The 13412-nt window shown below is 58.1% G+C and carries 16 protein-coding genes; 7 read left to right on the top strand and 9 right to left on the bottom strand.

The window, feature by feature from the left end; translation table 11 throughout:
* Positions 1-3 precede the first annotated feature (3 nt).
* The gene (gene rsmA, locus MF268_RS09780) at positions 4-855 is read left to right on the top strand and encodes a 16S rRNA (adenine(1518)-N(6)/adenine(1519)-N(6))-dimethyltransferase RsmA (RefSeq protein WP_238370671.1); all 852 of its coding nucleotides are present in this window, start codon (positions 4-6) and stop codon (positions 853-855) included.
* A gap of 5 nt (positions 856-860) precedes the next feature.
* Here the strand turns inward: rsmA and MF268_RS09775 are convergent, their stop codons facing one another.
* The 3 genes from MF268_RS09775 to prfA form a co-directional block, all read right to left on the bottom strand.
* The gene (locus MF268_RS09775; protein WP_238370670.1) at positions 861-1562 is read right to left on the bottom strand and encodes a DUF4167 domain-containing protein; all 702 of its coding nucleotides are present in this window, start codon (positions 1560-1562) and stop codon (positions 861-863) included.
* Positions 1563-1809: 247 nt separating this feature from the next.
* Positions 1810-2640 carry a peptide chain release factor N(5)-glutamine methyltransferase gene (gene prmC, locus MF268_RS09770; protein WP_238370669.1) on the bottom strand — a complete coding sequence of 277 codons (831 nt, stop codon included), beginning with the start codon at positions 2638-2640 and terminating at the stop codon, positions 1810-1812.
* Positions 2637-3686, bottom strand: coding sequence for a peptide chain release factor 1 (gene prfA / locus MF268_RS09765; protein ID WP_238370668.1), 1050 nt, complete (start codon positions 3684-3686; stop codon positions 2637-2639). The genes prmC and prfA overlap by 4 nt, the downstream gene beginning before the upstream one ends.
* A 62-nt stretch (positions 3687-3748) precedes the next feature.
* Here prfA and MF268_RS09760 point away from each other — a divergent pair, with 62 nt between their 5' ends.
* Positions 3749-4036, top strand: coding sequence for a hypothetical protein (locus tag MF268_RS09760; protein WP_238370667.1), 288 nt, complete (start codon positions 3749-3751; stop codon positions 4034-4036).
* Here MF268_RS09760 and MF268_RS09755 read toward each other — a convergent pair.
* From MF268_RS09755 to MF268_RS09740, 4 genes are all read right to left on the bottom strand, one after another.
* Positions 3974-4390 (bottom strand): DUF1499 domain-containing protein, encoded by a 417-nt coding sequence (locus MF268_RS09755; protein ID WP_238370666.1) that lies wholly within the window; start codon positions 4388-4390, stop codon positions 3974-3976. The two genes, MF268_RS09760 and MF268_RS09755, sit on opposite strands and share 63 nt — an antisense overlap.
* 99 nt (positions 4391-4489) lie before the next feature.
* Positions 4490-5437, bottom strand: a complete 948-nt coding sequence (gene speB / locus MF268_RS09750) for an agmatinase (protein WP_238370665.1) — start codon at positions 5435-5437, stop codon at positions 4490-4492.
* Positions 5434-6396 carry an agmatinase gene (gene speB / locus MF268_RS09745; protein ID WP_238370664.1) on the bottom strand — a complete coding sequence of 321 codons (963 nt, stop codon included), beginning with the start codon at positions 6394-6396 and terminating at the stop codon, positions 5434-5436. The genes speB (MF268_RS09750) and speB (MF268_RS09745) overlap by 4 nt, the downstream gene beginning before the upstream one ends.
* 3 nt (positions 6397-6399) lie before the next feature.
* Positions 6400-7569 carry a M20 aminoacylase family protein gene (locus MF268_RS09740; protein WP_238370663.1) on the bottom strand — a complete coding sequence of 390 codons (1170 nt, stop codon included), beginning with the start codon at positions 7567-7569 and terminating at the stop codon, positions 6400-6402.
* 63 nt (positions 7570-7632) lie between these two features.
* On the opposite strand from MF268_RS09740, the gene mazG reads away from it, so the two are divergent.
* The 5 genes from mazG to MF268_RS09715 all read left to right on the top strand — a co-directional run bounded on the left by mazG (position 7633) and on the right by MF268_RS09715 (position 11037).
* A complete protein-coding gene (gene mazG, locus MF268_RS09735; protein WP_238370662.1) occupies positions 7633-8472 on the top strand; it encodes a nucleoside triphosphate pyrophosphohydrolase in 840 nt (279 codons plus the stop codon).
* Positions 8469-9122 (top strand): sulfotransferase family 2 domain-containing protein, encoded by a 654-nt coding sequence (locus tag MF268_RS09730; protein WP_238370661.1) that lies wholly within the window; start codon positions 8469-8471, stop codon positions 9120-9122. The genes mazG and MF268_RS09730 overlap by 4 nt, the downstream gene beginning before the upstream one ends.
* Before the next feature lie 68 nt (positions 9123-9190).
* Positions 9191-10132, top strand: a complete 942-nt coding sequence (locus tag MF268_RS09725) for a nucleoside hydrolase (RefSeq protein ID WP_238370660.1) — start codon at positions 9191-9193, stop codon at positions 10130-10132.
* Complete coding sequence (locus tag MF268_RS09720) at positions 10126-10581, top strand: GNAT family N-acetyltransferase (RefSeq protein WP_238370708.1); 456 nt, start codon at positions 10126-10128, stop codon at positions 10579-10581. The genes MF268_RS09725 and MF268_RS09720 overlap by 7 nt, the downstream gene beginning before the upstream one ends.
* A gap of 174 nt (positions 10582-10755) precedes the next feature.
* Positions 10756-11037, top strand: a complete 282-nt coding sequence (locus MF268_RS09715; protein WP_238370659.1) for a glucose-6-phosphate isomerase — start codon at positions 10756-10758, stop codon at positions 11035-11037.
* A gap of 62 nt (positions 11038-11099) precedes the next feature.
* Here MF268_RS09715 and eno read toward each other — a convergent pair whose 3' ends face one another.
* On the bottom strand, positions 11100-12377 hold the full coding sequence (eno, locus tag MF268_RS09710) for a phosphopyruvate hydratase (RefSeq protein WP_238370658.1): 1278 nt from the start codon (positions 12375-12377) through the stop codon (positions 11100-11102).
* Between the two features lie 69 nt (positions 12378-12446).
* On the bottom strand, positions 12447-13316 hold the full coding sequence (locus MF268_RS09705) for a DMT family transporter (RefSeq protein ID WP_238370657.1): 870 nt from the start codon (positions 13314-13316) through the stop codon (positions 12447-12449).
* Positions 13317-13412: the final 96 nt, after the last annotated feature.

Here is a 13412-nt window from a genome sequence, read left to right as displayed (position 1 = left end):
CAGATGAGCGCGATCGACGAACTCCCGCCTCTGCGGTCTGTTATTGCCGAGCATCAATTGTCGGCCCGAAAGTCGCTCGGCCAGAATTTCCTGCTGGATCTGAACCTGACTGCGAAAATCGCCCGGCAGGCAGGGGATCTATCCCGATGCGATGTGCTTGAGATCGGGCCCGGCCCCGGAGGGCTGACACGTGGACTTCTGTCCGAAGGCGCGCGGCGAGTTCTTGCGGTTGAGAAGGACAGTCGTTGCATTCCTGCGCTCGCTCAGATCGCAAAGGCTTATCCGGGCAAGCTCCAGGTCATCGAGGGCGACGCGCTTGAAATCGACCCATTGGTGCATTTGACACCGCCAATCCGAATTGCGGCAAATCTTCCGTACAATATCGGGACTGAGCTGTTGGTGCGCTGGCTTACACCAAAAGAATGGCCGCCCTTCTGGGAAAGCCTGACGCTGATGTTCCAGCGCGAGGTTGCCGAGAGGATCGTGGCACAGCCCGGCGGCAAGGCCTATGGCCGACTTGCCATTCTTGCGCAATGGCGGGCAGAGGCACGTATCGCCATGTCGCTGCCTCCCGGTGCCTTTACGCCGCCGCCAAAAGTCGCCAGTGCCGTCGTCCATCTGACGGCACTGCCCGAACCGCGCTTTCCGGCGGATGCTGCGGTACTGTCCCGCGTCGTGGCGCAGGCCTTCAATCAAAGGCGCAAGATGCTGCGCGCCTCGCTCAAAGGACTCTCGCCTCATATCGAGAACATGCTGCGCGCGGCCGGGTTGAACCCGACCGACCGGGCGGAGCAGATTTCCTTGGAAGGTTTCTGTGCTCTCGCCCGCGAAATAGAGAAAAACAGCAGGGACTGAGCGGCTTATTCAGCCGCTTCGGGCGCGTTGCCGTCCTTGGGCGCGTCTTCCAGGCCTTTGTCAGAAGCAGGCGCCTCTTTGGATTTGGCGCTGCGCGTACGGGGCTTGCGCGGTGCAGGAGCCTCGGCTTCGCCCTCTGCTGCAGGGGTATCCGCGTCAGCCGCAGGTTTGCGTGCACGCGGCTTGCGCGCCGGTTTCTTGGGTTTGCTTTCGGGCGTTTCGACCAATCCGCTGTCTTCGTCGGAGTCCGCCGTTTCCGCAGTTTCGAGAACATCGGGCTGCGGCGTCTGAGACAGGTCATCAGAGCGAGTTTGGTTCCCCTGCTGCCCGTGGTTCTGTGCCGGTGCCTGCTTTTGCCCGTCCTGATCGCCACGATCCTGACGTTCGCGGTCCCGTTCGGCCTGACGTTCGCGGTTCTGGCGTTCCTGCTCTTCGCGGCGCTGGTCCATTTCCTTCTGGGCCGAGCTCAGCAGGCGCAGGTAGTGCTCCGCATGCTGCTGGAAATTCTCGGTTGCAACGCGGTCGTTACCCAGCTGCGCGTCACGGGCGAGCTGGTTGTACTTGTCAATAATCTGCTGCGGCGTACCACGCACCTTGCCTTCGGGCCCCGAGCTGTCGAATACCCGATTGACCACATTGCCGCCGCCGTTGGATGACCCTCGGTTGCGGTTCGATTTGGAACGCGAACGTGATTTAGAAGATCTCATGTACTTTTTGTCAGCCTTGTCTGCTTTGACGTATGATCCGTTTCACGCCTCTTGCGTTCTGTAATACGCCGGATCATCGACTTTTTGGGCTTGCGTTGCATGGGAGCCGCCATAGCATCTACCGAAGCAACAAGAATGAAAAAACACGTTCTGGGCCGCCAGACAAGTCCTTGTACGCATTTTTCGTTAGAATTGTTCCTTTTTTGACGGCGAATTGCTGCTGCCAAGGGGGAATTCCCAAGTAAATTCAGGTGCGACGGGCAGAAACGACGCGATCGCGCCCATCCAGATCCTGGATCACGGAGATCTCATTCAGCCCCGCCTGCCCGAGCATCTCCGATACGGCGGCGCCCTGCGTCGGGCCGATTTCAAGCAGGACGCGCCCCCGCGGCATCAGGTGCTGACCGACGCCTCGCGCAATCTCACGATAAGCCCCCAGACCGTCGCCCCCATCGGTCAGTGCCATTTCGGGCTCGTGCTCGCGCACCCCCGCGTCAAGCCCGTCCCACTCGTCGAGCGCAATATAGGGCGGATTTGATACGATAAGATCGAACTGTCCGTTAACCGATTGAAACCAGTCTGATTTCAGAATCTGCGCCCGATGCGCGACCCGGTGCAACACTGCGTTGGCGCTGGCCTGCAGGCAGGCAGCCTCGGATATATCGATCCCCACCCCTTGGGCATGCGGTTGTTCGGCAAGCAGGGTTACGAGGATACAACCGGAACCGACCCCAAGATCAAGGAGATTTCGAAACGGTTCGGACAGGGCCGCTTCGATGAGGGTCTCGGTTTCGGGGCGCGGATCCAGCACGTCACGGCTCACCTTGAAACGGCGCCCATAAAAGGCTCTCTCACCAATCAGTTGCGATACCGGCACGCGGATTGAGCGTAACGCTATCAGTTGTTCGAATCGCTCCTCGATTTCAGGGGCAAGATCTTCCGGTGCGATCAGCGTCACACGGCTCGCCTCGACCCGGGCTGCATGCGCGAGAAGGATTCGCGCATCACGCGCCGGATCGGGAATGCCGGCCGCCCGCAACCGGGCCGCGGCATTTGCCATCGCCTCACCGGCAGTCATGCGCCCATCTCGGCAAGGAGACGCGCCTGATCATCGGCCGTCAGGGCATCGACGATATCGTCAAGATCGCCCGCCATGATCTGGTCGAGCTTGTAAAGTGTCAGGCCGATCCGGTGATCGGTCATCCGCCCCTGCGGAAAATTGTAGGTTCGGATGCGTTCGGATCTGTCACCGCTGCCGACCTGTGCCGCGCGGCTGGCAGAACGCTCACTGTCCACCCGCTGACGTTCCATATCAAAAAGGCGCGTCTTGAGGACCTGCATGGCAATTTCGCGGTTACGGTGCTGTGATTTTTCCGAGCTGGTCACAACGATTCCGCTCGGTATGTGGGTGATACGCACTGCCGAATCCGTGGTGTTGACGTGCTGCCCGCCCGCCCCTGAAGATCGCATCGTGTCGATCCGTATATCATTGGGATCTATTACGATATCGACGTCTTCGGCCTCGGGCAGAACCGCTACCGTCGCAGCGGAGGTATGGATGCGACCGCCGCTTTCGGTTGTCGGAACCCGCTGAACCCGGTGAACACCGCTTTCATACTTGAGACGCGCGAATACGTTTTCGCCCTTGATATGCGCAACCACCTCCTTGATACCGCCAAGCTCGGTCAGCTGCTGTTCGATGATGTCAAAGTTCCAGCCACGTTCCTCGGCATAGCGCTGGTACATGCGCAGCAGATCACCGGCGAAAAGCGCCGCTTCGTCACCGCCGGTACCAGGACGGATTTCAAGCATCGCAGGACGTACGTCGGCTTCGTCACGCGGTAAGAGGGCAAGTTGCAGGGCGTGCTCCACCTCGGGCAATTTTTCCTGCAAATCGCCCAGCTCTTCTTCGGCCAGATCCTTCATGTCTGGGTCGCTTAGCATCGCCTTCGCGTCCTCGATCCCGTCGCGGATCTGTCGCCAATGGGAGATCTGTTCGACCACCGGTTTAAGCGATGAATACTCCTTGGCCAGTTTCGCGATATCACCTCTTCCATCGGACATCGCCGCCTCCAGATACTGGAAACGCTGGTCAATCTGGATGAGGCGATCTTCTGGGACCATTGGCGGGGTGTCCGATATCAATTCTGTTTGGTCAAGGCCAAGGTTATGGTAACTTCGGCCACATGAAACGTATATTTCTCATCTGCATGCTCGCGGCAACGCCCCTTTCAGCCGATGTGATCGGCCCCGGCGGAAAGGTTCAGGATTGCTACTGCACCGACACCGGCGGCAATCGCATCGAACTGGGCGAAACCATCTGCCTGCATGTGGACGGTCGCATGTTCATGGCCCAATGCCAGATGTCTCTGAATGTGCCTATGTGGCGTGAGATCACCGAGGGCTGCGTTTCATCGCGTCTGCAAAGCACTCAGCCAGCCATCGACACGATTTCGGTTCACGCCAAGGTCTGACCGTCCGAAACGCAAGCGTCCAAAAATCCTGATCTGCCCATCCGTCAACTCCACGGTCGTGTAATCCGGAAAGCCGAAAACAGCACTGCGGGTTACATAGGTAAGATGCGCATCATCAACACTTCCAGCCAGAACCTTTGTTCTGGGCGTTTGCCGTATGATACTGTCGAGCCGCGCCAGATCGGCTGGCGAACCTTCGATCACGCGTTCAACGCCACCCGCCAATTCCTTGTTTTCAATAAACTTGAGAGGCTTGTGCCATACCTTGGGGTCACTTGGCGCCAAGCGGACATAACCGTCGGCAACCACAACCACGCAAAGCAGAATCCACAAGCCTGTCAAGATCTTAACCATTACGTCCAGCCGCTTCTGTCCCTTGAGCCAGCATGCAGCGTTTGAAGGTAGTTGTCAGTGCGGCGTAACGCCCGGTTCCCGCACCGACAATGAAAGCATTCAGCTCGCGGCAACGCCCGGCAGGATGCAAAGCATCTCGTAGATCAGGTTCGCTGCTGTAAGCGCCGTGTTACCCGACGTATCATAGGGTGGCGAAACCTCGACAAGATCACAACCGACAATCGACGCTCCGCGCAGTGCCCGGATCAGCTGAAGCGCCTGCGGCGTGGTGAGGCCACCGATCTCCGGCGTCCCGGTGCCCGGCGCGTATGCCGGATCAAGGCTGTCGATATCATAGGTGATGTAGACAGGCCGATCGCCGATATCCCGGCGGATCTCGGCTCCTAACTGATCAAGCGACCGTCCCCAAAGCTCATGCGCCTGAAAGATCTGAAAGCCCCACCCCTGCGCTTCGGTGAAATCGGTCGCGGCATAGCCCGTACCGCGCAGGCCGATCTGGTATACTTTGTCCGCTTGAAGCAGACCTTCCTCATAGGCGCGACGAAACACCGTGCCATGGGCCTCTTTTTCGCCGAACATCTCGTCATTCACATCCGCATGGGCATCCACATGCACCAGCGCGACAGGACCGTGTTTCTTAGCGATGGAACGCAAGATCGGAAGGGTCATCGTGTGATCGCCGCCCATCGCAACCGGGATAAGGTCATTAGAGAGCATCGAATCGTAAGTCTCTGTAATAATGCGAATAGTATCTGAAAGAGAGAACGTATTGATGGCCAGATCGCCAATGTCTGCAATCTGCAGATGCTCAAACGGCGCCGCGCCGGTCGCCATGTTGTAGGGACGGATCATGGCGCTTTCCGCGCGAATCTGTTTCGGCCCGAAACGGGTGCCCGAACGCCAGGAGGTTCCGATATCCATCGGAATGCCCAGCAGGGCGACGTCAAGCCCGCTCAGCCCGCCAGCCTGCGGCAGTCTCATGAACGTGTTCGGCCCCGAGAACCGGGCGAGATCATTTCCGCTGAGCGGTTGGTTAAATTCGGTCATTTCCGCATATTCCATCCCAGAAGTGAGAGTAGTTCGACAGCCACATGTGCGCCGGCGATGGCTGTGGCCCCTGTCGTGTCAAAGGGCGGCGAGACCTCTACCACATCGCCACCAACAATGTTGATGCCTGCCAATCCGCGCAACATCGCTGCCGCCTGCGCACTGGTCAACCCGCCCCACACCGGCGTTCCCGTCCCCGGAGCATAGGCCGGATCCAGGGCATCGATGTCAAACGTCAGGTAAACCGGGTGATCCTTGACCACTGACTTGATTTGTTCGACGACCGCTTCGGCACCCATTTTGTGTACAGATGGTGCATCGATTGTGCACACCCCCAACGGGTCCTCGTTATAGGTTCGGATCCCCACCTGTATCGACCGCGAAGGATCGACAATGCCGGTTTTGACCGCCTTGTAGAACATGGTGCCGTGATCGACACGCGACATGTCATCGTCCTGCCAGGTGTCACTATGCGCATCGAAGTGCACCAGCGACATCGGGCCGTGTTTCTCGGCCATCGCCTTGAGGATCGGGAAGGAAATATAGTGGTCTCCCCCCAATGTGACCGGCGCCACGTTAGCCGCAAGGATGGTTCGGATATGATCCGTCAACCGGTCAGGAAACGCAGGGACATTCGCATAGTCGAACGCGAGATCTCCGTAGTCGATGATATCGAAATCCGCCATCACGTCGAAGGGCCACCCATACGGTGGGTCAAAAGCCTGCAGGGCGCTCGCCTCGCGGATGGCACGCGGCCCAAGGCGTGTCCCGGGCCGGTTCGTGACGGCCTGATCGAACGGCACCCCCGTTACAGCAATATCCACGCCGGTGAGATCCTTGGTGTAGCGACGACGCAGAAACGATGTCGCGCCACCAAAGGTGTTTTCAAAGCTGCCTCCGCGCAAACTTTCGCGAGTAAACGCCTGATCTACCTGGTTTTTAGCGTCTTCAAGCCCCATAACTTACCTCGCGGCCGCCGGCTGGGCGCGTTCCACCAGCCGGGCGAAAAAGGATGCACCGACCGGCGCGATCTCATCGTTGAAATTGTACTGCGGGTGGTGCAGCCCGGCGGTATGCCCCTGACCGATGAATAGGTAGGCACCCGGTCGCTCATTCAGCATAAAGGCAAAATCTTCAGCGCCCATTTCGCGCTCCGCGTTATCCTGAACCCGGGCGTCACCAGCGACCTCACGGGCGATTTCTGCTGCGAATGCGGTCTTGGCCGGATCATTCACCGTGGCAGGATAGCCTTTCACATAGTTCAGTTCGGCATCCACACCGTAGCTTGCAGCCTGACCCGCCGTGATCATCTCCATGCGCTCTATAACCATCTCCTGAACCGATGGCCGAAAGCTTCGCACCGTGCCGTTCAGGTAGGCTGTATCGGGGATAACGTTGTCTATGGAACCTGTATGAATCTGTGTGAGCGACACAACCAGATCATCCAAAGCAAAATGATTACGGCTTACTATGCTTTGAATCGCCTGAGCGATCGATACAGCCGCCATGACCGGGTCGCGGGTGTTATGCGGCATTGCCGCATGTCCGCCTACGCCCCTGATATTGATGTGGAACGTATCAACCGCGGCCATGATCGGCCCCGGTGTTGTGCGAAAGCTGCCAGCTTCCGTTCCCGGCGCATTATGCAACGCGTACACTTGGGAAATTTCGAACCGGTCCATGATTACTTCTTCGACCATGACTTCGGCGCCACCGCCGGTTTCCTCGGCAGGCTGGAAAATCAGCGCGACCCGACCGGAAAAGTTTCGCGTTTCAGCGAGATAGCGCGCGGCGCCCAGCAGCATGGTCGTGTGCCCATCATGGCCACAGGCATGCATCTTGCCCGGTTTCTGACTGGCATAATCCAGCCCGGTGGCCTCGACAATCGGCAGAGCATCCATGTCTGCACGCAGACCAATCGTAGGACCGTTCCCCTGCCCGTTTATAATCGCCACGATACCCGTTTTCGCGAAACCGCGGTGAATCTCGTCCACGCCGAATTCCTTCAGTCGCTCGGCGACGAAATCCGCGGTTTCGTGACATTCTTGGCCAAGCTCCGGGATTGTATGCAGGTGCTTTCGCCACTCTGACATATCCTTGGAAAACTCGGCAATTCGGTTGACAACGGGCATTCGATGCAAATCCTTGGGTAGGCACAGACGATGCTATCTGACACTGAACCAAAGGCCGCTGCAATGCCCGATGACGCCCTGATTCACGACCGCGACGCGGGGTTAGAACGGCTTCTTGAGATTATGCGGCGCCTGCGGGATCCGGAAACCGGCTGTCCCTGGGATATCGAGCAGGATTTCAGCTCGATCGCACCATATACGATCGAAGAAGCCTATGAAGTCGCTGATGCCATCGAACGCGAATCTTGGTCTGAGCTTGAAGGCGAGTTGGGGGACCTCTTGCTGCAAACCGTGTATCACGCCCAGATGGGAGAGGAGGAAAATCTTTTTTCCTTCCAATCCGTTGTACGCAATATCTCAGACAAGATGGTCGCGCGGCATCCCCATGTTTTCGGACACGAATCCCGCGAGAAGTCAGCAGAACAGCAGACTCGCGACTGGGAAAGCATCAAGGCCGCAGAACGCAAGGACAAGAAGCAGACGGGCGCGTTGGACGGTGTTGCCCCGAACCTTCCCGCCCTTCTTCGGGCCGTGAAACTCCAGAAACGGGCGGCACGCGTAGGATTTGACTGGCCTGAGACGGAACAGGTGTTGGACAAGCTGCTGGAGGAAACCCGCGAGCTGGTCGAAGCACGCGAAACCCTGGACGCTGACCATGTAGAAGAAGAATTCGGTGACCTGCTCTTCGTCATGGCCAATCTCGCCCGCCACTTGAAGATCGACCCAGAAGCCGCGCTGCGCCGTACCAATGCCAAATTCACAAGACGTTTTCAGGCAATTGAGGACCGGCTTGCCCAATCGGGCAAGCGGCCTCAGGACAGCGACCTGGCAGAAATGGACCGGCTTTGGGATGAGGTGAAAGCCGAAGAAAAGCTAAAGAGAAACGGTAAGGTCGGAACTTGATTTCTCATCATCACAAGACCCTTTTCGTTCACATTCCGAAATGTGGCGGTCAAAGCATCGAGACGGCCTTTCTCCACGATCTCGATCTGACATGGGAAACGCGGGCACCCCTTTTATTGCGGCGCAATGAAGACCCGCGACTAGGCCCGCCCCTGCTCGGGCACCTCACGCTGCGCGAATACCTGCGCTACAGATACCTCACCGAAGAGCAGCTTGAGAGTTACTTCAGCTTTGCCGTCGTTCGGAACCCCTTCGCGCGGGTGACCTCGCTTTTCAACTACCTGAAATTCGCCGACCACCTATCCGATTTCGTGCAAATCTGGCTGCGCAAACAGTTTTCTTATGCAAGCAGTTACGAACAGGAAAATCATGGCTACAAGGGCCGCTTCCACTTTGTGCGGCCACAGCGGGATTTCGTTATCGACGCCGACGGTGAAATTGCAGTGAAACTGATTCTGCCGCTCGAAGAAATAGCCGCCGATTTCCCGAAGGTTCGCGCGGCCACGGGGCTTTCCTCGGCGCTGCCGCATGTAAATGCCTCCCCCAAGCGCAAGGCTACGACCAAAGATCTGGATGATGCCAGCATCGCTGCGATTCATGACCTCTACCAAGCGGATTTCGAAGCTTTCGGCTATCCGGCCAAACCCTAGCCCGCTTGCGGCTGGACATTACGGACCCGGATTGACACTGTCCGGCCTCGCAAGAACCGGAGAATGTCATGCCCGCAAGAAAAATCATAATCGACACAGACCCAGGGCAGGACGATGCGGTTGCCATCCTTCTTGCCTTGTCGAGCCCGGAAGAGATCGAGGTTCTCGGTCTCACGACCGTGGCGGGCAATGTGCCTCTGGACCTGACCACGCGCAACGCGCGGATTGTCTGCGAACTCGCCGGGCGGACGGATATCGGCGTCTATGCGGGCTGCGACAGGCCGCTGGGCCGCAATCTGGTTACTGCGGAACATGTGCATGGCAAGACTGGGCTGGACGGGCCAAAGCTTCCTGAACCGACCATGGAGATCGCGCCCGAACACGCCGTCGAATTCATTATCGAAACCCTGCGGGAACAACCGGCAGGGACCGTCACTCTGTGCCCGCTGGGGCCATTGACAAACATCGCGACAGCGCTGCAAAAAGCCCCGGATATAGCGGAAAAGTTGCAGGAAATCGTTCTGATGGGCGGCGCCTATTTTGAGGTCGGCAACATCACACCCACGGCCGAGTTCAACATTTACGTCGACCCCGAAGCCGCTGACATCGTGTTTAAATCCGGTATCAAGATCACGGTCATGCCGCTTGATGTCACGCATAAGGCGTTGGTCACCAAGGAACGGAATGACGCTTTCCGGGCACTTGGCACCCCGGTCGGCGTCGCTGTTGCCGAGATGACGGATTTCTTCGAACGGTTCGACAAGGAAAAATACGGCTCGGCCGGGGCCCCTCTGCATGATCCCTGCGTAACGGCATATCTCTTGAAGCCTGAGCTTTTCAGCGGCCGGCACATCAATGTCGAAATTGAAACCACCTCGGAACTGACGCTCGGCATGACCGTCGCCGACTGGTGGGTGGTGACCGACCGCAAGCCGAATGCGACCTTTATCGGCGACATCGATGCGGAGGGTTTCTTTGCCCTCCTGACCGAAAGGCTGGCCCGATTGTGACCGCTATTCACCTTGCCAAGCCTGAGGATTTCGACCGGCTCGACGCCTTGGTCGCCGCCTTCCACCAAGAGGAAGGGATCGAACTATCGCCCGATCAAAGACAGAGCGGGCTGCTTCCCCTGCTGGAGGGTATTCCGCACGGGGTAGCCTATCTGATCGGGCCAGCGCGGGCACCGATTGGCTATATCGTTCTGACCTTCACCTGGTCAGTTGAATACGGTGGCCTCGACGGGTTCATCGACGAGATATACCTGAGGCCAGCCGTCCGTGGTCGTGGGATCGCCAGTGAGGTCATGCAAACACTGCCCGCCAAACTGGCCGAAGCCGGATTGAACACGATCCATCTCGAAGTTGATCGCGACAATACCCGCGCGATCAAACTGTACGAACGCATCGGTTTTCGCCCACGCGAAAGCTATGTGATAATGTCCAAGCGGTTGCGGTCCTAAAGCGGCGCGCTACCGACCGATGTCAGCAAATTCTTGCTGGCAGAAGAGTTCCATCAATACTTTTCAGGAACACATGACGGGCCTTCGCGTTAATGCGTGCCGGCCAAGGATAACGCTTGGCTAAAAGGGTCTGGCAATTGCCGGACCAAAGACAAAGGACAAGGAGTCTCCAATATGAAATCGTGGATCATTGGCGCATTGGGCGCGACATCCCTGCTGGTATCGGCTTGTGGCGACATGCAACTCACAGATGATCAGCGCACAGTCGCAGGCGTCGCTGGCGGTGCTGCGGCCGGTTTGATCGCAGCGGATGCACTCAAAGCCGACGATGACTGGAAACTGATTGCTGCACTCGGCGGAGCCGCTGCCGGTACAGTTGTCGCACAGAACTCTGCAGCGCAAAGCTGCGCATATGCACGCGGCGACGGTACCTACTACACGGCGCCCTGCTCTTAATCAGACACCGCAACAAAAACCCCACGGCTTTGAAACCGTGGGGTTTTTCTTTTCATTCTACATCAGCCCTTGAGTATGCTTGCGCCAGCGTATTCCGCCGTCTCGCCAAGCGCCTCTTCGATGCGGATCAGCTGGTTGTACTTGGCAAGCCGGTCGGAGCGGGCAAGCGAACCGGTCTTGATCTGACCGCAATTTGTCGCCACCGCGAGATCGGCAATTGTAGCGTCTTCGGTTTCGCCCGACCGGTGGCTCATAACGTTCGTATAACGTGCGCGGTGCGCCATATCGACAGCCTTGAGCGTTTCCGAGAGCGTGCCGATCTGGTTCACCTTAACCAGCATGGAGTTCGCGCATCCCTTGGCAATGCCTTCCGCCAGACGAGCCGGATTGGTCACGAACAGGTCGTCCCCGACAAGCTGAACCTTGTCACCGAGAGCGTCGGTCAGAGCTTTCCAGCCGTCCCAGTCATCTTCGCTCATCCCGTCTTCGATCGAGACGATCGGATAGTCGTTTACCAACGCCTGCAGATAGGCGACGTTCTCATCCGGGCTAAGCGTTTTGCCTTCTCCAGCAAAGACGTAATTGCCATCCTTGAAGTATTCCGTCGCCGCGCAATCGAGCGCGAGGTAGATATCCTCACCCGGCTTGTAACCGGCCTTCTCGATGGATTTCAGGATGAAATCCAGCGCCTCGCGAGTCGAGCCGAGTTCTGGTGCAAATCCGCCCTCATCGCCCAGACCGGTCGACATGCCAGCGCTCGAAAGTTCCTTTTTCAAGGTATGGAACACTTCAGAACCCATACGCACCGCATCACGGATATTTTCTGCCGCGACCGGCATGATCATGAATTCCTGGATGTCGATTGGGTTGTCCGCATGCTCACCGCCATTGATGATATTCATCATCGGCACCGGCAGCATCCGCGCCGAGGTGCCGCCAACATAGCGGAACAGCGGCTGTGCGGTGAAATCCGCTGCTGCCTTGGCCGTAGCCAGCGAAACACCAAGAATAGCATTTGCGCCCAGACGGCCCTTGTTATCGGTGCCGTCCAACTCGATCATCGCCGCATCGATGCCTTCCTGTTCGGTCGCATCGAAGCCGATAAGGAGATCGGAAATCTCACCGTTAACCGCGGCGACGGCCTCGAGCACACCCTTGCCCATGTACCGGGCCTTGTCGCCATCGCGCTTTTCGACGGCCTCGTATGCGCCGGTGGAGGCGCCGGAGGGCACAGCGGCACGGCCCATCGTGCCGTCCTCAAGGATCACGTCGACCTCGACCGTGGGATTCCCGCGGCTGTCGAGGATCTCGCGCGCGTGAATGTCGATGATGGTGCTCATGGCAAATCTAACCCTGTCTGAAAAACTTTACTGCGTCTTACCGGGCGCTGGCCCGCAGGAAAAGACCCGTCACGCCCGAATGCGCAATTTGCGTTCGCGAAGAACAGTATAGATGCCCGATGCTACGATGATCGCCGCCCCCAAAAGCATCAGCCCGTCAGGACGTTCGCCGAACACAAAGAAACCGACGAGAAGCGCGAATAGCATTCGCGAGTAGCGAAATGGCGTCACAAAGGACACCTCACCGATCCGCATTGCCGCCACGATCGCGTAATAAGACAGCGCCGCGAACACGATTGAACCGACGATCAGAGCCCAAAGCATCTTGTCCGGCACCACAGGCGTATCTTGCGTGACAAAACCAAGTATCAGAGATGTCGGGATCAACGTCAGAAAGGCCAGAAAACTGAGCTGGTAGGTGGAAACCTGACCATGAACGCCCCTTGTCGAAATGTCCCGCAGCGCAAGACCAATCACACCGATCACGGCAAATAGCGACAGCGCGTTAAACCCTTCCATGCCCGGTCGCACAACCAGCAGGACACCGAGGAAACCAATGAAAATCGCGCTCCATCGCCGCCAACCGACGGGTTCCCGCATAAAGACTGCCGCGGCCAGCGTCACCGCAAGCGGTGTCGCCTGCAGGATCGCCGAGGCCGAAGAGATCGGTGTATAGGCAAGCGCCGTGACGAACCCGGTGGTGCCGATCAGTTCGCCGAGGCACCGCATGAACACCGGAAAAGAAAGGTATCCGCGCGTGAACAGGGACTGACCGCGCAAAAGGATCAGCACCGCGTAGATCGCCGATCCGCCCAGCCCAAGCGACAGGACGATCTGCCAGGTCGGCATCGCGCCAGCCATGAGTTTGATGAACATGTCTTCAAGCGCGAACAGGAACATGGCAACCGTCATGAGCACCGCTCCACGCAGATTGTCCATGATCTCTACCTTCTCTGTGCCAGTTCCTTCATCGCCCTGCACGAAAGCCGGACACCTTGCAAGCGCTTTGAATTGCAGGCCGCTATACCGGGTGGT

The organism is Heliomarina baculiformis (assembly GCF_019966545.1).
GTDB lineage: Bacteria > Pseudomonadota > Alphaproteobacteria > Rhodobacterales > Rhodobacteraceae > Heliomarina > Heliomarina baculiformis.
Note: the sequence above shows the minus strand (reverse complement) of the source record. Positions and strands in the feature narration are given on the sequence as shown.